Here is a 21,501-nt window from a genome sequence, read left to right as displayed (position 1 = left end):
CCTGTTACGGTCCGACCATGCCCGATGCCCACGATGACCTGGTCCGCGTGCACGATGCGCACCTGCACAACCTGCGCCATGTGAGCACGTCCTTCCCGCGGGGGAAGCTCGTCGCGTTCACCGGTGTGTCCGGTTCGGGGAAGTCCTCCCTCGCCTTCGGCACGATCCACGGCGAGGCGCAGCGCCGATACCTCGAGTCGATCGCCCCGTTCGCGCGCCGCCTCATCGGCAGCGCGATGGATCCCCGTGTCGAGAGCCTCCACGGCCTGCCGCCCACGGTCGCCCTCGAGCAGCGCACGAGCGGCGGCGGCGCACGCTCCACCGTCGCCACCCTGACCACGCTCTCCCACGCGATCCGCCTGCTGTACGCCCGCGCCGGCGCTCATCCCGCCGACGTCCTCACCCGCGGCCACCCGGCTCACGGCGGCCGACTGCCCGCCGAGGCGTTCAGCCCGAACACGACAGAGGGCATGTGCCCCGTCTGCCGCGGCGCGGGCGTGCTGCACGAGCCCACCGAGCGCTCGATGGTCCCCGACCCGTCGCTCAGCATCGACGACGGCGCCATCCAGGCGTGGCCCGGCGCCTGGATGGGCAAGAACCTCCGCGACATCCTCGCCACCCTCGACGTCGCCCCCATGGACGTGCCCTGGCGCGACATCCCGCGGGAGGCGCGCGAATGGATCCTGTTCACCGACGAGCAGCCCGTGGTCACGGTGCATCCCATGCGCGGCGTCGACCAGGTGCAGCGCACCTACGAGGGGCGCTGGCAGTCCGTGGCCCGCTACCTGCGGCACGCGGTCTCCGCGGCCGGTTCCGAGAAGACCCGCGAGCGGGCCCTGCGGTACCTCGACACCTCCCTGTGCCCCGCGTGCGAGGGGCATCGACTGAACGCCGACGCCCTCCGCGTCACCTACCTGGGTCTGCCGATCTTCGATCTCCTCGCGCGCAGCGCGCAGCAGGTGCTCGCGATGTGCGAGGAGCGCGCGACGCAGCTCGGGATGGAGCACGGCACGGAGGATGCGGCGAGCGACCGTGACGACGTCTCCCCCGAGGCGGAGGCCGAGCGCCTGCTGCTGCCGAACCTGCTGCCGGTGCTGCGCACGATGGTGGGCCTCGGGGTCGGGCACCTCACGCTGGATCGTCCCGCGCGCACCCTGTCCACGGGGGAGCTGCAGCGTCTGCGCCTCGCCTCGCAGCTGCGCGCGGGCCTGTTCGGCGTCGCCTATGTGCTCGACGAGCCGTCGGCCGGGCTCCACCCGAGCGAGAAGGGGATGCTGCAGGACCTCTTCTCCCGCTTCCTCGACGAGGGGAACTCGGTGCTGCTCGTCGAGCACGACATGTGGCTGATCGAGAAGGCCGACTGGGTGATCGACCTGGGCCCCGGGGCGGGCGTCGAGGGCGGCAGCATCCTGCACTCGGGGCCGGTCGCGCAGCTCGCGGACGCCCCCGGTTCCCGCACGGCCGCGCACCTCGGCCGGCCGCTGCCGTCCCTTCGCACCGGTGATCAGGCCCGACGGCCGACGGGCCGCCTGGTCCTCGCCGGTGTCGAGGCGCGCACGATCCATGACATGGACGTCGAGGTGCCGCTGGGCTCGTTCACGGCGATCACCGGCGTCTCCGGTTCGGGGAAGACCACGCTGATCAGCGACGTCCTCGCGCGGGTCCTCGGCGGGACCGTCCGCACCAGCGTGGACGACGACGAGGAAGTGATGGGCAGTGCGGAACCCGACGCCCCGCCCCCCGGTGCCGAACGGCCTCCGCGGGTCCGGGAGGTCCGCGGTGCGGAGCAGATCGACCGCCTGGTGCGGATCACCCAGAAGCCCATCGGGCGCACTCCCCGTTCATGCCTCGCGACGTACACGGGCCTGTTCGACCGGGTGCGCCGCCTGTTCGCGGACACCGAGGAGGCCCGGCGGCGCGGCTGGGGCGCCGGCCGCTTCTCCTTCAACGTCACTGCGGGCCGCTGCCCCACCTGCCAGGGCGAGGGGCAGATCGAGGTCGAGCTCGTGTTCCTCCCCGGCACCTTCACCCCGTGCCCCGACTGCCACGGCGCCCGGTACACGGACGAGACCCTCGAGGTCACCTGGAACTCGCTGACCATCGCCGAGGTCCTGGGCCTCTCGGTGCGCGAGGCCCGCGGGGTCTTCTCGTCCGACGCCCGCATCATGCGCGCCCTCGACGCGCTGGAGGCGATCGGCCTGGGCTACCTCACGCTCGGCCAGAGCGCGACCGAGCTCTCCGGCGGCGAGGCCCAGCGCATCAAGCTCGCGACCGAGCTGCAGCGCACCGCACGCGGACACACCGCCTACCTCCTGGACGAGCCGACCGCTGGTCTCCATCCGGCGGACGTGGACCTGCTGGTCGCGGAGCTGAACAGGCTCGTGGACGGCGGCTCGAGCGTCATCGTCGTCGAGCACGACATGCGCGTGGTCGCGCAGGCCGATCACGTCATCGACCTGGGCCCGGGCGCCGGCGAGGACGGCGGGAGGATCGTCGCCTCGGGCGCTCCCGCGCAGGTCGCGCAGGTCGCTCAGTGCCAGGACTCCGCGACGGGGCGCTGGCTCGCCGCGCACACGGCGGGCTGAGCCGGCCGGTTCTCAGTCGACGACGGTGCGCAGGACCTCGGCGGCCCCGTCGTTCCAGACGTCGAGGGTCACGAGGTCGGCGCTGTCCTTGACCCCGTCGACCGCCTGGCCCATCGCGATCCCCGCGCCGGCCCAGCGCAGCATCTCGACGTCGTTGAAGCCGTCCCCGATGGTCACGGTGCGCGAGGTCTCGATGTCCAGACGCGCCCGCACGGACTCCAGCGCGGTCGCCTTGGAGACGCCCGGCGCGGCCATGTCGAGCCACGCCGTCCAACCGATCGCGTACTGCACGCCGTGGACGCCGGACTCGTCGATGAGCTGCGCGAACTCCTGCGGGGTGAGGTCGGGGACGTGGACGACCACGCGCACCGCCTCGAGGACCAGCAGCTCGTCGAGGTCGGTGGGGATCGCCTCGACGCCGAAGCTCGCGTCCTGGAACCCGGGCGTCGCGTAGAAGGCGCCGTCGACGGTCTCGACCGCGTAGTGGGCGTTCGGCGCGACCTCGCGCAGGGTGCGCAGGGCCTCCTCGGGCTGGAAGGCGCGGGTCTCGAGGACGCGCCAGCCCTCGTCGGCCGAGGGGTCGAGCTCGATCGTCACCGCGCCGTTCGAGCACACCGCGTACCCGCGCTCGACGCCGGCCATGCGGGCGACCGGGAGCGTCGCGCCGAGCGAGCGCCCGGTCGCGATCACCACGCGCTGCGCGGATGCCGCGGCGACCAGGGCGTCGTGCACACCGGGCGACATCTCGCCGTCGTGGTCCACGAGGGTCCCGTCGACGTCGAGGCCGAACAGCACGCTGCCCTCCTCGCCGTCCCGCAGCGGCGCGAGCGCCTCGCGCAGCCGGGTGCGCACGTGCTCGACGCGGGCGATGCGGTCGTTCTCGGTCTCCGTCACGGTCATGGCCTCGAGCCTGTCAGGTGCGTCTGACGAACGGGTGAAGGGCAGGCGTCGCAGGCCCCGGCCCAGGCGCCGCAGCGCGCTCGGCAGCAGGCCCGAGGTGCGGGAGCGTCCACGCCCCATGTCAGGACTGCACCTCGAAGACCTCGCGGCCCCCGAGGTACGGGCGCAGCCCCTCCGGCACCACCACGGAGCCGTCGGCCTGCTGGTGGTTCTCGAGGATCGCGACGATGAAGCGCGTGGTCCCGAGCGTCCCGTTGAGGGTCGCGACGGGTCGCAGGCCGTCCTCGGTGCGCTCGCGGATGTTCAGCCGGCGCGCCTGGAACTGGGTCGTGTTCGAGGTCGAGGTGAGCTCGCGGTAGGTGTCCTGGCTGGGCACCCAGGCCTCGCAGTCGAACTTGCGGGCCGCGCTCGTGCCGAGGTCCCCGGCGGCGGTGTCGATGATGCGGTAGGGCACGTCGATCCTCGCCATCATCTCCCGCTCCCAGTCCAGCAGGCGCTCGTGCTCGGCGTAGGAGTCCTCGATCCGGCAGAACGAGAACATCTCGACCTTCTGGAACTGGTGGACGCGGATGATGCCGCGGGTGTCCTTGCCGTAGCTGCCGGCCTCGCGGCGGTAGCAGGTCGACCAGCCCGCGTAGCGCAGGGGCCCGTCGGAGAGGTCGAGGATCTCGTCGCGGTGATAGCTCGCCAGCGCGACCTCGCTCGTGCCCACGAGGTAGAGGTCGTCGTCCTTGTCGAGGTGGTAGACCTCGTCGGCGTGCTCGCCCAGGTAGCCGGTGCCGTCCATCGACTCCGGCAGCACCAGGGTGGGCGTGATCATCGGGGTGAACCCGGCCTTGGTGGCCTGGTCGATCGCCGCGTTGAGGATGGCGAGCTCGAGCTGCGCGCCGATGCCGCGCAGGAAGTAGAAGCGGGCGCCGGAGACCTTCGCGCCGCGCGCCATGTCGAGCGCGCGCAGGCCCTCGGCGATCTCGAGGTGGTCCTTGACGGGGAAGTCGAAGGTCGGGTTCTCGCCCACGACCTCGCGGACCACGAAGTCCTCCTCGAGGCCCTCGGGGGCGCCCTCGGAGATGTTCGGGATGACCCGCAGGGCGGCCTCGCGCTCGTCGGCGGCGGTGTGCGCCTGCGCCTCGAGATCCTTCACGCGGGCGGCGAGGTCCTTGACCTGCGCGAGGAGCTGCTGCTTCTCCTCGCCCTGGGCCTTGGCGACCTGCTTGCCGAAGGCCTTCTGCTCGGCGCGCGCGTTCTCGAAGGAGGTGGTCGCCTCGCGCCAGCGCGAATCGGCCGCGAGCACGGCATCGACGGTGGAGGGGTCGCGCCGACGGGCCTTCTGTGCGTCACGGACCAGGTCGGGGTTCTCGCGCAGGAGCCGCAGATCGATCATGCGCTCCAGGGTACCGGGGCGCGGAGGCGGAGCCGTGCGCCCGGGACGGGATGGGATGCGGGGAACAGGTCGATGGGAAGTGGTGAGGGCGAGGTGAGGCGCGGATGCGCAGCGACGCTCCGCGGCGGATCCCGTGCACGCCTTCGATCCTGCGGCCGATTGTGGAGGACTGGCGGACGGCAGGTCAGAGGCTCGTCCCGCCGCACTGCGCCCGTTTTCTCCGAGTCATCCACATTCTCCGGGGTGCCGTTCCCAGGGGATCGGAGGGTCCGTAGGCTCGAGGCATCAGAAGGATCGCCGCAGGTGAAGTGAGATTTATGCGTGTTCACCGCGCGGAGCGGCGAGCACGAGGGACCGATCTGGAACAGGACCTGGAGGGGAGGTGTGGATGATGACGTCGACGGCGACGCGCGGTGCGGGGACCGCTGGGCCCTCGCTGGGGCTGGTGCGATCGGAGGATCCGGCACAGCTCCTCGCCCACGCCCATGCCACCCTCGCGCGGGCGTTCTCCCTCCTGGGTCCCGCGCCGGATAGTGGGCCGGATGACGCCTCGGGCGCATCTGACTCCGCGACGCCGATCGGCATCGACTCCCTGCTCGCGTCGATCGAGATCAGCGAGCAGATCCTCGCCCTGGCGGGTGCGACCCAGATGAGCGCATCGGTCGCCTTCCGCGCCGGGCGCATCGCCAAGCAGCGGGCCGACGGTGTGCCCCGCAAGGACCTCGGGAAGGGCGTCGCGGAGGAGATCGCGCTCGTGCGCCGTGCCTCGCCCGCCCGCACCCGGAACCATCTGGCTCTCGAGCGGGTGGTCGTCGAGTCGATGCCGAGGACCCTGGATCTGCTCGCGCGCGGCGAGATCTGCACCTGGGCGGCCGATGAGGTCGCCAAGGGCGTCATCTGCCTGGACGACGAGGACCGCGCCCGCGTGGACCGCGACATCTCCGCCCAGCTGCCGGAGGTCTCCCCCACCCGTGCCGGCGTGCCCGCGCGGGCGCGCGCCGACGAGCTCGATCAGGCCGCAGCCCTCGCCCGCCACGAGCGCGAGGTCTCCGAGCGGCACGTCTCGATCCGTCCCGCCTCCGGCTCGACCGTGCGGCTGAGCGCCCTGCTGCCGCTCGCCGAGGGCGTCGCCGTGTACAAGGTGCTGGACCGGGCCGCCTCGACCGCTCGCTCCCAGGGCGTCGAAGGCACCCGTGGTCAGCACATGGCCGACGCCCTGGTCGCCCGCGTCACCGGCCAGCAGGATCCGGGGAGCATGGGCGTCGAGATCCAGCTGATGATGACCGACAAGGCGCTGCTGGACGAGGCCGACGACGTCGCCTGGATCGACGGCCACCCCGTGCCCGCCGGCATCGCCCGTCGCTTCGCGCTCCACGGCGATCCGGAGGACGACTCGACGGCGCAGCGCTTCGTGCGCCGCCTGCTCACCGACCCGATCAGCGGACGCCTCACCGCGGCCGACGACACGCGCCGCCGCTTCTCCGGTCCGGACCGTCGCTTCATCGAGATCGCGGACCAGCGGTGCCGCACTCCCTGGTGCGAGGCGCGCATCCGCCACATCGACCACGTCGAGAGCTACGTCGACGGCGGCGCCACCCGCATCGACAACGGCGCAGGTCTGTGCGAATCGTGCAACTACCTCATGGAGACCCAGGGCTGGATCGAGGAGATCGGGACCGGCGCCGCCGATGGGCACGACGGATCGGGGCCACCCGACGCGTCCGCGGGACCGGAGCCACCTCCTGATCGCACCCTCCGCCTCACGACTCCCACCGGCCGCACGTTCACCAGCGCTCCTCCCCCGCTGAGATGGCCGCGACCCGATCTGGACGCCGCCTCGCAGCACGACGACCACTCCGTCGAGGCGCACCCCGAAGGGGACCGGCTCGACCGACCTTCCGCACCCAGCGGATGAATGCCGCCCGTCGCTCGTCGCACCATCGGCCCAGGTAGTCTCGGCCCATGGATCTGAGCACCGTCCTCGCGATCGTCTCGATCGCCCTCAGCGTGGTCGTCGTCGTGCTGCTGGCGGTGGTGCTCGTGCACGTCCGCGCGCAGCGCCGCCAGGTGGACGATCTCGCGCGCGCTCGCGCGGACCGCGCGGTGCTCGCGAGCGAGGGCGGGTCGTTCTCCCGCGTGGCCGTGGTCATGAATCCGTCCAAGCACGACGACCCCGAGCAGTTCCGCGAGCGCCTGCGCACGATCGCCGAGCGGCTGCTCGGCATCGAGCTGCACTTCCACGACACCACGCGCGAGGACCCCGGCCGCGGACAGGCCGCACAGGCCCTGGAGGACGGGGCCGACCTGGTGATCGCGGCGGGCGGCGACGGCACGGTGCGCGAGGTCGCCTCGGCCCTCGCCCATTCGGGTGTGCGTATGGCGATCCTGCCCGTGGGCACCGGCAACCTGCTCGCCCGCAACCTCGACCTCCCCCTCGACGATCTCGAGAAGGCGCTGCGGGTCGCCCTGCTGGGATCCGACAGCATGGTCGACATGGGCTGGATGCGCACCGGCAGCTCCTCGTCGGAGATCTCGACGGCGCAGAAGCGGGCGTTCCTCGTGATCGCCGGTGTGGGAGCGGATGCCGAGGTCATCGGCGCGACGAATCCGAAGATGAAGAGGCGCATCGGCTGGCCCGCCTACGTGGTCGCGGGCCTCGACAAGATCGTGGGCCGCGCGTTCTCGGCGCGGATCACGACCCCTTCCGGCCACAGCGTCGACGTCGACGCCCGCACCGTGCTGATCGGCAACGTGGGGCGTCTGCCCGGCGGTATCGTCCTGATGCCCGACGCGACGGTGGACAATCATCGCCTTGACGTGCTGGTGCTCTCGTGGCGGGGTGCCGCGGGGCTCAGCCAGATCATCGCGCGTCTCGTCCAGCCGGCGCTGCACCCCAAGCCCCAGCTCTCCACGATGGAGCAGGCGCTCACCACGAGCGTGAGCGTGGTGACGACCAAGCCGCAGCCCGTGCAGCTCGACGGCGACACAGAGGGGAAGGCGACCCATCTGCTCGCCGAGGTCGATCCCGGTGCGCTGATCATGCGCACGCCGGCCAGCGTCGCGGACCGCGGCGTCGAGACCGACCGCCAACAGGTCGGCCCGCACGTCACGGAATCGGATCAGATCGACGGCGGGGAGGATCCGATGGACCCCACTGACCCGACCGATCCGACGGACCCGAACGACCCGAAGGACCCGACCACCCCGACAGGCCTGACCGACTCAACGGACCCGACGGACCGGAAGGACTCCGGGCAGGTGCCGTCGGACGTGTCCGTCACGGGACGGGCGTGATCATCCTGCTGAGTTCGTCCACCCAGCGGCTCGCGTCGTCGTAGGAGTCGTCGGCCGTGGCGACGTCGATCGTCGACCGCTGCTGATCCGCGCGCGGATAGGACCCCAGGTAGATGACCTGCGGGCACATGCGGTGCAGTCCGCGCAGAGCGCTGGCGACGCGACGGTCCTCCAGATGCCCCTCGGCGTCGATGGAGAAGGAGTAGCGGCCCAGGGCGTCGCCGATGGGTCGGGACTCGATGCGGGAGAGGTTCACGCCGTTGGCGCTGAACTGCTCGAGCATCTCCAGCAGAGCGCCCGAGCGGTTGTGCGGGAGGTGGACGACGAGCGTCGTCTTGTCCGCCCCGGTGCGGGCGGGGATCCGGCTGTTGCGGGTGACGATGACGAAGCGGGTCTGGGCGCCCTTGGTGTCCTCGATGCCGCGGGCGAGGACCTGGAGCCCGAAGTGCTCCGCGGCCAGCGGCGAGCAGATCGCAGCGAGGCCCTCGGCCTCCGTCTCGCTCGCGTCGGCGATGGCCTGGGCGGCCCCGGCGGTCGAGGAGGCCGGCTCGATCGCGGCGCCCGGCAGGTTCTCGCGGATCCACCCCTGAACCTGCGCCTGCGCGTGGGTGTGGGAGGCGACGGCGCGCACCTCGGACAGGTCCATCTGCCGCTTGGCGGCGAGCACGAAGGTGATCGGGACGATCTGCTCGGCGACGATCGTGATGCGGTCGTGCGAGGCGAGGACGTCGAGCGTGCCGGACACCCCGCCCTCGACCGAGTTCTCGATCGGCGCGGTGATCGCGTCGATCTCGCCGTCCACGAGCGCCGTGGTCGCCGTCGCGACCGACGTGAACGGGATCAGCTCGGCCCCGGCGCGCAGCTCGTCGGGCGCCTCCGCGAGGGCCTGCAGGAGCGCCTGGTGGGTGAAGGTGGTCTCGGGGCCGAGGAATCCGTACCGCATGGCTGCAGGGTATCGGCGGCGGGCGTGCGGCGTGGGCGCGGTCCAGGCTCAGCGACCGAGTGCTCCCTGAGCGTCCGGCTCCTGCGGCCAGGGGCCCTGCCCGAACCAGTACCGCCTGTGCTCGGCGATCGAGCTCTCGTACACCCCGCCGTTGCGCTCGATGGTGCGTCGCGAGGCCTCGTTGGTCTCGGCGCAGCAGACGAGCACGGGATCGATGCCCAGCTCGGCGGCCTCCGTGAGGCCGACGGCGAGCGCTGCACCCGCGACGCCCCGTCGGCGGGCGGAGGGACGCACGGAGTAGCCGATGTGTCCGCCCTGGGCGAGTAGGAAACTGGTGAGGTGGTGGCGCACGGCGAGGAATCCGAGCAGGGGTCCGCCCGCCTCCCAGGTCTCGTCGACGATCCACCGGTACGAGCAGTGCACGCGCTCGGGCGCCGGAGGGATCGACGTGTCGCCCTCGGCGAGGCGCTGCTCGAGATAGCGCGCGAACTCCTCGGGAGTGGGTTCGGGGATCGAGCCCCCGAAATAGCCCGAGCCGTCGATCGGCCCGTCCGCGAAGTCCCGCACGCACGCGGCCCAGGACTCGAAGCGGGCGGGGTCAGGGGCGGTCAGACGGATCATCGTGCCAGCGTAGACGGGCCGTGCCGGCCTCTCGGTCGTCGAGATCGAGGTCGCGGTCGGGGTCGAGGTCGAGGTCGACGTCCAGGTCGAAGTCGGGCTCGTCGTCGAGGTCGAGCTCCCAGCGCTCGACCCGCCGACTCGCGTCACCGGGGTGGCGCTCACTCCGGCCCGTCGGCCATGCGCCTGCTCCCCTCGCGACGTGCTGGGATGCCACGTTCTCCGGCGCGATGCGCAGGACGAGCGTGCAGATGCGCGGATCGGACCTCGCGGTGTCCCGCAGCGCGCGGGCGATCGCGGCGCCCCAGCCGTGCCGTCGATGCGGAGCGAGCACCCAGTAGCTCATGTCCGCCTGCCCACGCTCGAGGCCGGGGCCCAGCAGGTGCAGCCCTCCCCCGCCGACGATCTCGCCGCAGGCACTGCGTGGGTGTGCGTCCGTGCCCGCGTCCGCGCCCGTGCCCGCGTTCATGCCGGGGCCCGTGTCGATGTCGACGTCCCCGCCGGCGACCTGGCGCGCGGCGAACTCTCGCACGGGCCCGTCCGTGCTCCACCGCTCCGCGCGCTCGAGGAACTCCGCGAGCTCTGCGAGCTCCCAGCGGCAGCCGAAGACTTCCCGGGCAAGAACCCGATCCTGACCTGCGAGGATGGCTCCGGCGTGCGACCTTTCGAGGCGCTCGAGGCGCACGGATCGCCCGCGCCGATCGACGTCCTCCACCCGCGCCATCAGAGGATCGTCATCCCTCGAGGGGGACGAAGTCGAACTCCTGGAAGGCTGCGACCTCGCTCTTCCACCGCTGGGTGACGAAGCCCTGGTGGTCCGGATGTGCGTCGTACGCGGCGTACACGTCCTGATCGGCGAAGCGCATGGCGAACTGGAAGCGGAAGTCGCTCTGCTCGCCGACCTGCCGGGAGGCCGTGAACTCCTCGACGCCGGGGACCGCGGGCAGGATGCGTCGTGCCTCGTCGAGGAAGGCCTGCTCCTCGTCGGAGCCGGGCGCGTGCGCGAGGGTGAAGCAGACGGTGTGGAGGATCATGCAGGGCTCCTCGAAGACGGACCGAAGCGGAGGTGGGGCAAGGCGGAGGTGGGGCAAGGCGGTGGCCGGGTCGGGGCCGCGCCGAGCAGTGGTCGGGCAGCATCGCCGACGATCGTGGGCAATCTACCGGTCGACCCGCGGTCCCCACCGCGCGATCTCGCGCGGCGCAGTGCGCTCTCACCGCCGGTCGGCGGCGTCCGGGCCGGCAGCGTGAGCGGCGGTCCGGCTCCGCCTTCTACGATCATCCGGTGACCTTCCCTCCGTCGGCCATCGGCCCGAGCTCGGCCCCGGCACGCGCGCCCCGGCGCCTTGACCGCGCCGCCCGCCCTCTCGCGCTCGCCCTCGCACTCGCCCTGTTCGTCTCCGTGCTGCTCCCCGTGCTCGCCCCCGCATCGGCCCGAGCGGACGGCGTGGCAGCGCCCGCAGCGCCCGCCGCGCAGGGACCCTCGGAGCAGCCCGTCGAGCTCGTCCTCGCGACCGCGGGGCTGAACTGGGAGGACATCTCCGAGGCGACCCCGCACCTCCTGTGCCTCGCCGAACGCTCGGGGACCGCCGCGATGAGCGTGGGCTCGATGACGCCGCTGACGCCCACGCGTCGCCAGGGCATGGAGACGCTGACCAGCGGTTATCTGGGCCTCGCATCCCAGTCCCACCGGACCTCCCGCTCACCGCAGCCCGCGGAGGACCTGGTCTCCGCGCTGCCCGACGCCCCCGAGGTCGTCCCCCTGGACTCGCTGCCCGCGCGCGGGGCCGACGAGGACCCCGTCGCCCCGGACTCGGAGCGCGGCCGCGCCCTCGCCGCTCTCGACGAGGAGGTCGGGAAGCAGCTCGATGCCGTCGGCGGCTGCGACAGCGCATCGATGGGGCGGGTGCTCCTGGTATCCGTCGCCCCCTACGATCCCGAGGACTCCGAGGCGGTCGAGGAGGGCCGCTCCCCCGCACCCGGACCCGACCGACTGCAGGTCGTGATGGACTCCGGTTTCGCGAGCGGCTCGCTGACCAGCGGATCCACCCATCAGGAGGGGGTCGTGCTGCTCACCGACGTGGTGCCGACGATCCTCGCGAGCCACGGCGAGAGCACCCCCGAGGGACTTCCCGGGCAGATCTTCGAGGGAACCCCGGCGCCCGCCGACGAGTCGGGCGCGGACGGTTCGGGCGCCGACGGGTCGGGCGCGGGCACGACCGATGCCGTCGTCCGCGACACCGCCGGCATCCGCCTGGCCACCGACCGCTCGGCCGCGAACGTGCTGGTCGACGGGGCGACGTGGTGGGCGCTGGGATCCTGGCTGGTGCTGCCGGCGCTCGGGCTCCTGGTGCTGCTCGTCCCGCGTCTTGCGGCGCGCCGCCGCCTGTCCGCCGCCGCGCGCGCCGCAGCCGTGTGCCTCCCTCTCGGACCGGCCGCGGGCCTGCTCGCAGGGGCCGTGCCCTGGTGGAGGGCCGAGCACCCCGCGCTCGCGCTCACCGCCGTGGTGTGGGGATTCGCCCTCGTGCTCTCGGCGATCGCCCTGCTCGGACCCTGGCGCCGCCTCCGGTACGGCCCCGCGGGCGCCGCGGGGGCACTGCTCGCCCTGGCCGTCCTCACGGAGTCCGCGACCGGTTCCCAGCTGCAGCTGGGCTCCCCTCTCGGGGCGCAGGCGATCCGCGGCGGCCGCTTCTACGGCATCTCCAACCACCTCTCGGGAATGGTGCTGGCGGGCACGATGATCGCGCTGCTCGCCGTGTGCGCCCGGCTCACGCGCCCGCGCACGCGAGTGCTCGCCGTGATCGCGATCGGGGTCGTGGTGATGGGCGTGAGCGCGGCGCCGACGATGGGCGCCGATTTCGGCGGTGTGCTCGTGCTGGTCCCCGCGCTCGGGCTCCTCGCCCTCATGCTGAGCGGGATCCGCGTGCGCTGGTGGCATCTGCTCGCGGTCGGCGGGGCGGCGGTGGTGGCCGTCGGGGGCATCTCGGTGCTCGACTGGCTGCGCCCGCCCGCGCAGCGGACGCACCTGGGACGGTTCGTGGACCAGGTGCTCTCCGGCGAGCTGTTCGACGTGATCGCCAGCAAGGCGCAGCAGAACATCGACCAGGTCACCACGTTCTGGCCGCTGCTGGGCGTGCTGCTGCTGGCCGCAGTGCTCTGGCTGTGCTCGCTCGTCCCCACCCGCACGCGCATGGTGCGCCTCGCGGCCTTCGACGCCCGGCATCCCGCCGCCCGGCCCGTGCGCATCGCGCTCGGCGTCGGGGCGTGGATCGGCTATGCGACGAACGACACCGGGGCGATGCTGCTGCTCGCCGCGCTCGTGGTCTCGCTGCCGCTGATCGCGGCGATGCTCCCGGATCCGGTGGTCGGCGCGCGTGGCGATACCGGCGAGTCCGACGGTGAGGCTCCTCCCCGGACGGCCGCATACCATCGCTGACGTGCTGTTCCCCAGTCCGTCCCGTCCGCGCGCGATCCCCCGCGGGCTCGCGGGGCCGACGCCGAGGGCCTCGCGGCGTCTCCTCCCGCGTCCGGTCGCCCTCGCCGCGATGTGTGTGCTGCTGGCGACGGCCGCAGCACTCCTCGGGCCGACGGGACCCGCGCGGGCCGACGACGGAGCGGACGCAGGCGCGTCGAGCACACCGGTCCGCATGGTCCTGGTGACCTCGGGTCTGACCTGGGAGGACGTGTCCGAGGAGACGACCCCTCATCTGCAGTGCCTCGCCGAGAACGCCGGCGTGGGAGCCATGAACACGACCTCGACCACCGTGGTCTCCACGAAGCGGCAGGGCGAGGAGACGCTGCGCACCGGCTTCCGCGGGCTCGCCGCGACGGCCCCGTCGAGCGCCGGCGTCCCGAACCCGCCCACCGACCAGCTCGCCCGCATCCCCGGCGGCACCACAGAGATCGACGCGAGCGAGGACGTCCCCGTCGGCCGCATCAGCGCGGCGCTCGATGGTGATGGTGCCGGAGACGCAGACTCCGGCGTGCTCCTCGTCGATCTCGGCTCGGCCACTCCCTCGGATCTCACTGCGCTGGACGAGCGCGCCGGGGAGGTGCTCGACGCGGCAGGCGGGTGCGCGGCCGATTCCGCGTCCGGTTCCGCGGCGGACTCCGCGGACCTCCCCCGCACCCTGCTGGTCTCCGTCGCGGCGACCGACCCGGCCGATCCCGCGGCCGTCGAGACCCAGGGGTCGATCGCCTCGCGCACCGCCGGCCTGCAGGTCGCGATGGACACCGGCCGCCCCGGCGAGGCGCTGTCCAGCGGATCCACCCACCAGAACGGGCTCGTCGTGCTCACCGACGTGCTCCCCACCGTGCTCGAGAGCCACGGCGTCGAGCCGACGCTCACCCTCCCCGGGCAATCCTTCGAGGGGCAGGACACCCGCGTCGACCCCCAGCAGCTCGCGCTGGACCGCTCGCTCGCCGCGCGGCTCGTGGACGGCGCCTCGCCCCCGGCGTTCTTCTCCTGGCTGGCGTTCGGGGCCGTCGGGCTCGTCCTGCTGCTGATCACGCCGCTGCGCCGCCGCGATCGCGCGCGGCACGCGGCCCGCTCGCTGCTCGCGATCGCGCCGCTGTGCTTCCCGGTCGCGCTCATGTCCACGCTCGTGCCGTGGTGGCGGGCCGAGCACCCGGCCCTGGCGCTGACGGGCGTGGTGTGGGCCGGGTCGGCGGTGCTGGCCGCGGTGGTGCTCGCCGGCCCCTGGCGGCGCTCGCGCTTCGGACCTCCGGGGGTCGCGTTCGGCCTGGTCGCGGGCCTCATCCTGCTCGAGTCGGCGCTCGGCTCACCGTGGCAGACGGGGTCCCCGCTGGGCGCGAACGCCATCTCCGGGGCGCGCTTCTACGGGCTCTCGAACCACCTGTTCGGCATGGTGCTCGCGGGCACGCTCGCCGCCCTGGGCTGCCTGTTCACGCGCCTGCGCACCCCGCGCGCCCGGGTGATCGCGACGGTGGCGACGGGAGTGGTGGTGTCGGCGGCCTGCGTCGCCCCGTCGATGGGCGCGGATTTCGGCTCCATGCTCGTGTGCGTGCCGACGTTCGGGCTGCTCGCCCTGCTCGTCTCCGGCATCCCGCTGCGCTGGTGGCACGTGCTGGGACTGTATGCGGCGGGCGCGGTCGCCGTGGTCGGGGTGTCGGTGCTCGACTGGCTGCGTCCGCCGGCTTCTCGCTCCCACCTGGGTCGATTCATCGACGACGTGCTCTCGGGCGGACTCGGGACGGTGGTGCTGCGCAAGCTCGGTCAGAACCTGCAGATGCTCGTGGACTACCCGGGGCTCGCGCTGGTGGTGCTCGCGGCGGTGCTCGGCTCGGTCGCGATCCTCATGCCGCGCCGCCTGCACTGGCGTGCCCTCGAGCAGCTGGACGAGGAGCATCCGAGCGGGCGCTCGGTCCGGATCGCGCTGGTCGCGGGCGGGTGGCTGGGCTACGCGGTGAACGACACGGGACCGGTGCTGATCGCCGCCGTGCTGGGCCTCGGCATTCTCGCGCTCGCGGCTGTGCTGCCCGCCCGGGAGGATGCCCCGGTCGGCGGGTGACGCGGCGCACAGGTGGTGCGGAGGGCAGGTGGTGCGTCGGACCGCAGAGGCGGAGAACGGACGAGGCACCGCGCAGCGTGCGCGGCCCTCGTCCGAGCGTCCGAGGTGGGGCTGCTCCCCGGCTCCAGCTCAGTCCTGGCTGCCGCGATCCCGCTGTCCCTCGGCGTCCGCCTCCTCGACGGCCGACTGGACCACGAGCGAGGTGTACTCCCCGGCGTCCATCGGCAGCTCGATGCGCTCGGGAACGCGCGGCACGCTGCGCTGGAGATGCGCGGCCATGATCACCGCGTGCTCGGGGGCGAAGGGACCGTCCACGGGCGCCTCGTGCATGCGTCGGCCCAGTTCATGGAGATCGGCGCCGGCGAGCAGCACCACGTCCTCGGGTTCGAAGGGCCCGTCCACCGGCAGCGCGCGCAGGTCCGCGTCGAGGGCCGCGATGTCGACCTGCTCGAGCTCGCGCGCGTCCTCGGCGTCGAACGGACCCGACGCGGGAAGGTCCGCGAGAGTGCGGGCCGACGGGGCGTCGTCGGCCGAAGCGTCCGTGGAATCGGCGGCGGACGGGGTCTCGGGAGCAGGCGCCGTGGCGGGCTCGGTCTCCGGCTCGGGTTCCGGCTCCGGCTCCGGCTCCGGCTCCGGCTCCGGCTCCGGCTCCGGCTCCGGCTCCGGCTCCGGCTCCGGCTCCGGAGAATTCTCGTCCACGACCGATGCCTCGGTCGACACCGTTCCCCAGGCGTCGACGTCGTCCGGGTAGCTCGCGGGCGCGGAGCGCGGAAGCGCCGGCTCCGTCGCTGCCTCGTGGGCGCCCGCGGCGGCGGGTTCGACCTCGTCGATCTGCTCCGTCACGTCGGCCTGGGGCGCGTGGTCTGCCTGGGGCGCCTCGTCAGCGGGGGCGACCTCATCCTCCGACTCGAGCGCGTCAGCCTGCGGCGACAGAGCTTCCGCGGTCATTCCACCCGCGCTCTCCGATCCGTCGAACGCGAGCGGTGCGGGCGCATCGTCCGACTCGGGATCCACACCGGGCTCAGCCTCGACGTCCTCGGCACCCGAGGCAGTCTCCTCGACCGCCGGCGCCGCCTCGTCGGCACCCATCGCCTCGTCGGCACCCATCGCCTCGTCGGCACCCATTGGCTCGTCCACGACCACCGACTCGTCGGCGACCACGGCCGGCTCCTCGACGTCCGGCACCGTCTCCTCCGCCACCTCCGGAGGGTGCACGGTGCGGCGGCGCAGCAGCGCGCGGGTGACATCGCGCAGCTGGGCGGCGCGGTGCAGCTGTCCGGACAGGTCCTTGCCGGTGGCGCGATGACGCAGGGCGCAGGGCACCTCCTTCACCCAGAAACCGCCGGTGAGCGCGTCGATCGTCAGCGACGTCTCCACGCCCCAGCCCGGGGCGAGCGGCTGGCACGCCTCCCAGGTCTCGCGGGTGATGCAGCGCGTACCCGAGAGCGGCTGCTGCGGCTCCCATCCGGTGATGCGGCGGATGCCGTTGCGGGCGGTGCGCACCACGATCCCAAAGCCGGCGGCGCCGTTCTGGGGCGGCAGCAGGGCGATCGCCATGTCGACGCCGTCGTCGAGGACGGCGTCCACGAGCGGGGCGGCGTTCTCGGCGCTGTCCTCCATGTCGCCGTCGAGGAAGAGCAGCGCGCGGGACATGAGGTCCGACGGGGAGATCACGGGCAGCGGGCCCGTGTGGCCGGGCATGCGGGGCTCGGCGTGGAGCTCCTCGCGGAAGTCCACGCCGCCGTCGGCCGCCTCGGTGTCCTCGCGCATGGCGATGACGCGCGCGCCGGTCGCCATCGCGGCGGCCTTCCCGCGGTTGGTGCGGTGGCGGACCACGAGCGCGCCGGCACCGGTGGCGACCGCTGCGGTCGCATCGCTCGAGCCGTCGTCGACGACCACCACGGTGTCCACGCGGTCGATGCGCTGGGCGGCGCGGATCGTCGCCTCGATCCGGTCGGCCTCGTCCTTGGCGGGGATCACCACGGCGACCGCCGTGGGACGGTCCGCCGCGAGCGGCCCCGCCGCGCTCATCGCAGGGTCACCTGGCGCGCGACGATGCCGCCCCGGGCCCGCCGCTCCATGACGGTGAGCGGCTCGGTGGTCTCGAGCGCTTCGAGGAAGCGGGCGCTGAAAGCCTCGGCCTGGGCCTCGACGCCCTCGGCTCCGAAGCCGGAGGGCAGATCCCACACCGGGATGGTGAGGCCCTCGGCGCGGAAGGAGCCCACGTACTTCGTGCCCTCGCCGATGCCGGACTCGCGGCGCGCGTGCAGGCGGGCCACGGCGTCGACGACGCGGTCCTCGTCGGCGTCGAGGACCCAGCGCAGGTGCTCCTTCGGGCCGGCGTCGACCCAGTAGGCGTGCTCGAGGCCCGCGACCGGACGGGTCGGCATGATCTTCTCGTTCGCATCCCGCAGGGAGGCCTCGACCTCGGCGGTGCGATCGGCCTCGGGGTCGACCCAGAACTCGAAGGAGTCGTGGACCTCGATCGCGAAGTCGCCGTCGAGGTCCAGCACGTCCTGGAGGCGCGGGGAGTCGTCCTCGAGGGCGACCGTGGGGACCGGTGAGCCGGGCTCGAGCGCGAGGGCCTGCACGATCGCCTGGCCGAAGGCGCGCGAGAGGTCCCCGCCGGGGACGCTCGCCTGCAGGCCGACGACGACCGAGCCGTCGGAGCGGCGGATCGCGGGCCAGTTCATCGGCAGGATCGTGGCGAGGGTGACGGCCTCGCTCCCCAACGCGGCGGTGGTCCGCGCGCTGATGGTCGCGGCAGGGATCAGCTGGCGCATCGCCACCAGATCCTGCTCCTGCGGCAGTCCCTCGAAAGGACGGCGGACCAGCGCGTCTCGTGAGCTCGTCGACATGCGCGCCAGTCTACCGATGCGGCGGCCCGGCGGAGGAGCGGGGCGCGCGGGGCCGCGCCGGGCCCCGCGCCAGGCACAGCACCACGGCGCCGAGCAGCATCATCGCGGGGTACTGCACGACGAGCTGGTCGGACATCCAGTACAGGGCGAGCGTCGCACTCGAGGCGAGCGCGAGCAGGCGTCTCCCCCAGCCCAGCGCGAGCCCGGCCCCGAGGGCCAGTTCGAGCACCGGGATGCCGATCCCGAACACCCCGGCCAGCGGCGCCATCACGTGCTCCGCGAACAGGGCGAACACCTCGGGCACGCGCGCGTTCGACCGCGCCCCGTCGACGACCAGGCCGATGTCCGCCGCGCCGAAGCCGGCGTGCACCTTCACCGCGCCCTCGACCAGCCAGAGCGCGGCAAGGACGAGGCGTGCGATGAGCGCGATGAGCGCCGATCCCGAGGCGAGCCGTTCGGCGCCGCGCACCCACCCGCTCCTCGGACTCACGACAGCGCGGCGCTGCCGAACACGGCCTTGGCCTTGTCGCAGTGGACGACCACGTGGTCGTACTGCGAGAGGTCGACGCCCTCGACGGAGAACGTCTGCTCGGCCGAGTCGTAGGCGACGTCGCCGAGCTCCATCCCCGAGCCGACGGCGGCCTCGTCGTCGCCCTTCGCGAGGTAGAGGTGCAGGTCGGGCCCCTCATCCGAGGAGAATCCGCTGAGCATGAGCTTCCCGTCCTCGATGCTCACCTTCCCTGCGACGCTCTTGCCGTTCGCCCCCGCGAAGGTGCCGTGCGCCATGGACATCGCCATGTCGCCGCCCATGTCACTGCCCATGTCGCCGCTCATGTCCCCGCCCCCGTCGGACGTCATGCCTGAGTCTCCGCCTCCATCGCTCGTCTGCATGGACGACGAGCCGTCCTTCGCCGCGCCGTCGTCCATCGAGCCGCCCGAGCCGGATCCGCAGGCGGCGAGGCCGGCGGCGAGCGCGAGTGCTCCGGCGCCGAGGGCGGCGCGCTGCAGGGTGCGGGTGATGCGCATGGGATTCCTCCTGTGTCGAGGGCCGGGGTGCTTCCCGACCCAGGGGCCGGCCCGATGCCGACCCCGATGACGACCAGTCGACCCGGCCCGTCGGCCGCGGAGAAGGAGGATGACGGCTCTGTGAGCGCGATGACGGAACCGTAAGGGCGCGTGACGGATCCGTAAGATCCGCGGCCGTCCCCTGCGCCTACGCTGGCTGCGTGGCCGGCAGCGAGAGGACGAGCGCGGGCGCGCGGGTGATGATCGTCGAGGACGATCCGGCCGTGCGCACGGTGGTCGGCGACCATCTGCGGGCGGCCGGCCACCGGGTCGACGCCTTCGCGGCGGGCGATGCCGCGTGGGAGGCGATACGGGCGCAGGTCCCGGACGTGATCGTGCTGGACCGTATGCTGCCGCGGCTCAGCGGCGACGAGCTGTGCCGCCGCGTGCGCGGGATCAGCGACGTTCCGATCCTCATGCTCACCGCGCTGGGCACCGTCGACCACCGCATCGAGGGCCTCGAGCACGGGGCCGACGACTACCTCCCCAAGCCCTTCTCCCTGCGCGAGCTGCAGCTGCGGCTCGAGGCCCTGCTGCGTCGGCGTCTGCCGGATGCGGCGCCCGTCGCGTTCACGGCCGGGGCGTTCCGCGTGGATCCCGCGCACAGGCGGCTGCGGATCGGGGACCGCGAGATCGCGCTGACCTCGCGCGAGTACGAGCTGTTCCTGTTCCTGCTGGGTCGCGAGGGCCAGGTGGTGCGCCGCGACGAGATCCTCCGCGAGGTCTGGGGCTGGAGCGAGGGCGATGCCTCGACGGTGACCGTCCACGTGCGCCGCCTGCGCGAGAAGATCGAGCCCGACCCGACGACCCCGCGCTTCCTGCGCACCGAGTGGGGCGCCGGGTACCGCCTGGAGACGGGGCCGACGTGCTGAGCCCGATCGACTACCTGCTGATCGTCGCGACCACGATCGTGTGCACGGGCGTCGTGATGGGCGGCGCCTGGTGGGCGCTGCGCCTGAACCGGCGCGGCAGCATCGTCTCGCAGACGGTGATCCTGCTGGTCGCGACGGTGCTCTCGATCGCGGCGACGACCCTCGCGGTGCTCGTGGAGATGTACTTCTCCGCGCACGATCTCGCGGTCCTGGCCTGGGTGCTCGCCGTCTCGGGCCTGATCTCGATCGCGGCCGCGCGACTGCTGCTGGGCCGGCGGGTCCGCACCTCGATCACGGCGCTCGCGGACTCGGCGCGGCGGCTCGGGGATCGGGCCGGCGTCGGGACCGGTGTCGGGACCGGCATCGGGACCGGTGGCTCGGCCGGCGCGGACGGATCCGACGGCACGGACGGGTCCGAGGGCGCGGGCGGGGCCGGCGGGCCCGGCTGGAGGGAGTTCGAGACCCTCTCGACCGAGCTCGAGGAGACGTCCCGTCGGCTCGACGCGGCGCGCGCGGAGATCGAGGCGCTGGACGCGGACCGCCGGCAGTCGATCGCGTGGATCTCCCACGACCTGCGCACCCCGCTCACGGGTCTGCGCGCGATGGCCGAGGCGATCGAGGCGGGCACCGCCGACGATCCCACCGCCTATGCGCGCGGCATCCGCGGTCGCGTGGACACCCTCAGCTCGATGGTCGAGGACCTCTTCGAGCTCTCCCGCCTGCAGTCCGGAACCCTCGTGCTGCGGCGGGAGACCGTCGAGCTGCTGGATCTCGTCTCCGACGCCGTCGCCGACGTGATGCCCGTGGCCCAGCGCCGCGGCATCCGCATTGTGCACCGCGGCATCGAGGGCCGCGTGCTGCGGGCGGATCCGCGCGAGCTCACGCGAGCGCTCGCGAACCTCCTCAGCAACGGCGTGCGCCACTCCCCCGACGGCGGGGAGATCGTGGTCTCGGCCGACGTCCTGCCCGGCAGCCGCCTGGTCCTCAGCGTCCTGGACCAGGGGCCGGGCGTCGCGAGCGAGCACATCGGGCGGATCTTCGAGGTCGGGTGGCGCGAGGATCCCGCGCGCACGCAGTCCGACGACCTCGGCGCCTCCGGCGGCGCGGGCCTCGGCCTCGCGATCGTGCGCGGCATCGCCGAGGCCCACGGCGGCGGCGTCACGGCGCAGCGGGTCGACGGCGGCTTCCGCCTCGACCTCGTGTTGCCTGCGGGCTGAGCTCGAGCCCTGCTCGTCGTCACCGGTGCACGCCTCCGCGTCCGCTCCCGGCCCCCGCGTGCTCACGCTCCCGACCCCGCGCCCGCGTCCGCTCCTTTTAATCCCTTGCCGCCCTCTCGCGTCCAGTCCTACGCTCGTCGGACACAGGGAAGGAGGTGATCCGACAGATGAAGTTCTCTCGGACATGTGAGGTGGCTCGCCGCTGAGGCGACCATCGACCTGACCGGCGGCACCGCC

17 protein-coding genes are annotated in these 21,501 nt (G+C 73.1%); 7 read left to right on the top strand and 10 right to left on the bottom strand.

The genetic code is table 11. The annotated features are described in order from the left end of the window. Positions 1–17: 17 nt before the first annotated feature. Complete coding sequence (locus I8D64_RS10510; RefSeq protein WP_200502539.1) at positions 18–2,585, top strand: excinuclease ABC subunit UvrA; 2,568 nt, start codon at positions 18–20, stop codon at positions 2,583–2,585. A 12-nt stretch (positions 2,586–2,597) separates the two neighbouring features. Here the strand turns inward: I8D64_RS10510 and I8D64_RS10505 are convergent, their stop codons facing one another. Together I8D64_RS10505 and serS are read right to left on the bottom strand one after the other, a co-directional pair. Continuing rightward, entirely contained in the window at positions 2,598–3,605 is a 1,008-nt protein-coding gene (locus I8D64_RS10505) for an HAD family hydrolase (RefSeq protein WP_246482958.1), read from the bottom strand. A gap of 1 nt (position 3,606) precedes the next feature. Continuing rightward, complete coding sequence (gene serS / locus I8D64_RS10500; protein WP_200502537.1) at positions 3,607–4,869, bottom strand: serine--tRNA ligase; 1,263 nt, start codon at positions 4,867–4,869, stop codon at positions 3,607–3,609. 388 nt (positions 4,870–5,257) lie between these two features. Here serS and I8D64_RS10495 point away from each other — a divergent pair, with 388 nt between their 5' ends. Both I8D64_RS10495 and I8D64_RS10490 read left to right on the top strand, forming a co-directional pair. Then, positions 5,258–6,784: an HNH endonuclease gene (locus I8D64_RS10495; RefSeq protein WP_200502535.1), complete on the top strand. Its 1,527-nt coding sequence runs from the start codon at positions 5,258–5,260 to the stop codon at positions 6,782–6,784. Positions 6,785–6,831: 47 nt separating this feature from the next. Beyond that, complete coding sequence (locus tag I8D64_RS10490) at positions 6,832–8,163, top strand: diacylglycerol/lipid kinase family protein (RefSeq protein WP_200502530.1); 1,332 nt, start codon at positions 6,832–6,834, stop codon at positions 8,161–8,163. On the opposite strand, the gene pheA is transcribed toward I8D64_RS10490, so the two are convergent. The 4 genes from pheA to I8D64_RS10470 are packed head-to-tail and all read right to left on the bottom strand — an operon-like array spanning position 8,147 to position 10,758. After that, entirely contained in the window at positions 8,147–9,106 is a 960-nt protein-coding gene (gene pheA, locus I8D64_RS10485; RefSeq protein ID WP_200502529.1) for a prephenate dehydratase, read from the bottom strand. The two genes, I8D64_RS10490 and pheA, sit on opposite strands and share 17 nt — an antisense overlap. A gap of 48 nt (positions 9,107–9,154) precedes the next feature. Next, the gene (locus I8D64_RS10480) at positions 9,155–9,727 is read right to left on the bottom strand and encodes a GNAT family N-acetyltransferase (protein WP_200502528.1); all 573 of its coding nucleotides are present in this window, start codon (positions 9,725–9,727) and stop codon (positions 9,155–9,157) included. Then, positions 9,705–10,448 (bottom strand): GNAT family N-acetyltransferase, encoded by a 744-nt coding sequence (locus I8D64_RS10475; RefSeq protein WP_200502527.1) that lies wholly within the window; start codon positions 10,446–10,448, stop codon positions 9,705–9,707. Before I8D64_RS10475 ends, I8D64_RS10480 begins: the two co-directional genes overlap by 23 nt. Positions 10,449–10,458: 10 nt before the next feature. Next, positions 10,459–10,758 carry a Dabb family protein gene (locus I8D64_RS10470; RefSeq protein ID WP_200502526.1) on the bottom strand — a complete coding sequence of 100 codons (300 nt, stop codon included), beginning with the start codon at positions 10,756–10,758 and terminating at the stop codon, positions 10,459–10,461. Between the two features lie 248 nt (positions 10,759–11,006). Here I8D64_RS10470 and I8D64_RS10465 point away from each other — a divergent pair, with 248 nt between their 5' ends. Then, entirely contained in the window at positions 11,007–13,157 is a 2,151-nt protein-coding gene (locus I8D64_RS10465) for a hypothetical protein (protein ID WP_200502524.1), read from the top strand. A 1-nt stretch (position 13,158) separates the two neighbouring features. Further along, on the top strand, positions 13,159–15,252 hold the full coding sequence (locus tag I8D64_RS10460; protein ID WP_200502522.1) for a hypothetical protein: 2,094 nt from the start codon (positions 13,159–13,161) through the stop codon (positions 15,250–15,252). Positions 15,253–15,381: 129 nt separating this feature from the next. Here I8D64_RS10460 and I8D64_RS10455 read toward each other — a convergent pair whose 3' ends face one another. Genes I8D64_RS10455 through I8D64_RS10440 form a run of 4 tightly spaced genes read right to left on the bottom strand, consistent with a single transcriptional unit; the run spans position 15,382 to position 19,136 of the window. After that, positions 15,382–17,283, bottom strand: a complete 1,902-nt coding sequence (locus tag I8D64_RS10455) for a glycosyltransferase (RefSeq protein ID WP_200502521.1) — start codon at positions 17,281–17,283, stop codon at positions 15,382–15,384. Beyond that, the gene (locus tag I8D64_RS10450) at positions 17,280–18,110 is read right to left on the bottom strand and encodes a DUF5926 family protein (RefSeq protein WP_200502520.1); all 831 of its coding nucleotides are present in this window, start codon (positions 18,108–18,110) and stop codon (positions 17,280–17,282) included. Before I8D64_RS10450 ends, I8D64_RS10455 begins: the two co-directional genes overlap by 4 nt. A 10-nt stretch (positions 18,111–18,120) precedes the next feature. Beyond that, entirely contained in the window at positions 18,121–18,579 is a 459-nt protein-coding gene (locus tag I8D64_RS10445) for a DoxX family membrane protein (protein WP_200502516.1), read from the bottom strand. Between the two features lie 17 nt (positions 18,580–18,596). Beyond that, the gene (locus I8D64_RS10440; RefSeq protein ID WP_200502515.1) at positions 18,597–19,136 is read right to left on the bottom strand and encodes a DM13 domain-containing protein; all 540 of its coding nucleotides are present in this window, start codon (positions 19,134–19,136) and stop codon (positions 18,597–18,599) included. Between the two features lie 200 nt (positions 19,137–19,336). Between I8D64_RS10440 and I8D64_RS10435 the strand changes: the two genes are divergently transcribed. Next, on the top strand, positions 19,337–20,047 hold the full coding sequence (locus tag I8D64_RS10435; RefSeq protein WP_343068534.1) for a response regulator transcription factor: 711 nt from the start codon (positions 19,337–19,339) through the stop codon (positions 20,045–20,047). Beyond that, positions 20,041–21,264: a sensor histidine kinase gene (locus tag I8D64_RS10430; RefSeq protein ID WP_343068533.1), complete on the top strand. Its 1,224-nt coding sequence runs from the start codon at positions 20,041–20,043 to the stop codon at positions 21,262–21,264. Before I8D64_RS10435 ends, I8D64_RS10430 begins: the two co-directional genes overlap by 7 nt. The last annotated feature ends 237 nt before the right edge of the window (positions 21,265–21,501 follow it).

The sequence above is a fragment of the Brachybacterium halotolerans genome, from assembly GCF_016623465.1.
Lineage (GTDB): Bacteria > Actinomycetota > Actinomycetes > Actinomycetales > Dermabacteraceae > Brachybacterium > Brachybacterium halotolerans.
The sequence above is the reverse complement of the archived record's forward strand: the minus strand, read 5'-3'. Positions and strand labels throughout refer to the sequence as shown.

Bases quoted from the DNA above. Each gene is read 5' to 3' on its own strand.
- I8D64_RS10475 (WP_200502527.1), bottom strand. From the start codon at position 10,448: ATGGCGCGGGTGGAGGACGTCGATCGGCGCGGGCGATCCGTGCGCCTC.
- I8D64_RS10455 (WP_200502521.1), bottom strand. From the start codon at position 17,283: ATGAGCGCGGCGGGGCCGCTCGCGGCGGACCGTCCCACGGCGGTCGCC.
- I8D64_RS10495 (WP_200502535.1), top strand. From the start codon at position 5,258: ATGATGACGTCGACGGCGACGCGCGGTGCGGGGACCGCTGGGCCCTCG.
- I8D64_RS10505 (WP_246482958.1), bottom strand. From the start codon at position 3,605: ATGGGGCGTGGACGCTCCCGCACCTCGGGCCTGCTGCCGAGCGCGCTG.
- I8D64_RS10510 (WP_200502539.1), top strand. From the start codon at position 18: ATGCCCGATGCCCACGATGACCTGGTCCGCGTGCACGATGCGCACCTG.
- I8D64_RS10470 (WP_200502526.1), bottom strand. From the start codon at position 10,758: ATGATCCTCCACACCGTCTGCTTCACCCTCGCGCACGCGCCCGGCTCC.
- I8D64_RS10450 (WP_200502520.1), bottom strand. From the start codon at position 18,110: ATGTCGACGAGCTCACGAGACGCGCTGGTCCGCCGTCCTTTCGAGGGA.
- I8D64_RS10440 (WP_200502515.1), bottom strand. From the start codon at position 19,136: ATGCGCATCACCCGCACCCTGCAGCGCGCCGCCCTCGGCGCCGGAGCA.
- I8D64_RS10490 (WP_200502530.1), top strand. From the start codon at position 6,832: ATGGATCTGAGCACCGTCCTCGCGATCGTCTCGATCGCCCTCAGCGTG.
- serS (WP_200502537.1), bottom strand. From the start codon at position 4,869: ATGATCGATCTGCGGCTCCTGCGCGAGAACCCCGACCTGGTCCGTGAC.
- I8D64_RS10480 (WP_200502528.1), bottom strand. From the start codon at position 9,727: ATGATCCGTCTGACCGCCCCTGACCCCGCCCGCTTCGAGTCCTGGGCC.
- pheA (WP_200502529.1), bottom strand. From the start codon at position 9,106: ATGCGGTACGGATTCCTCGGCCCCGAGACCACCTTCACCCACCAGGCG.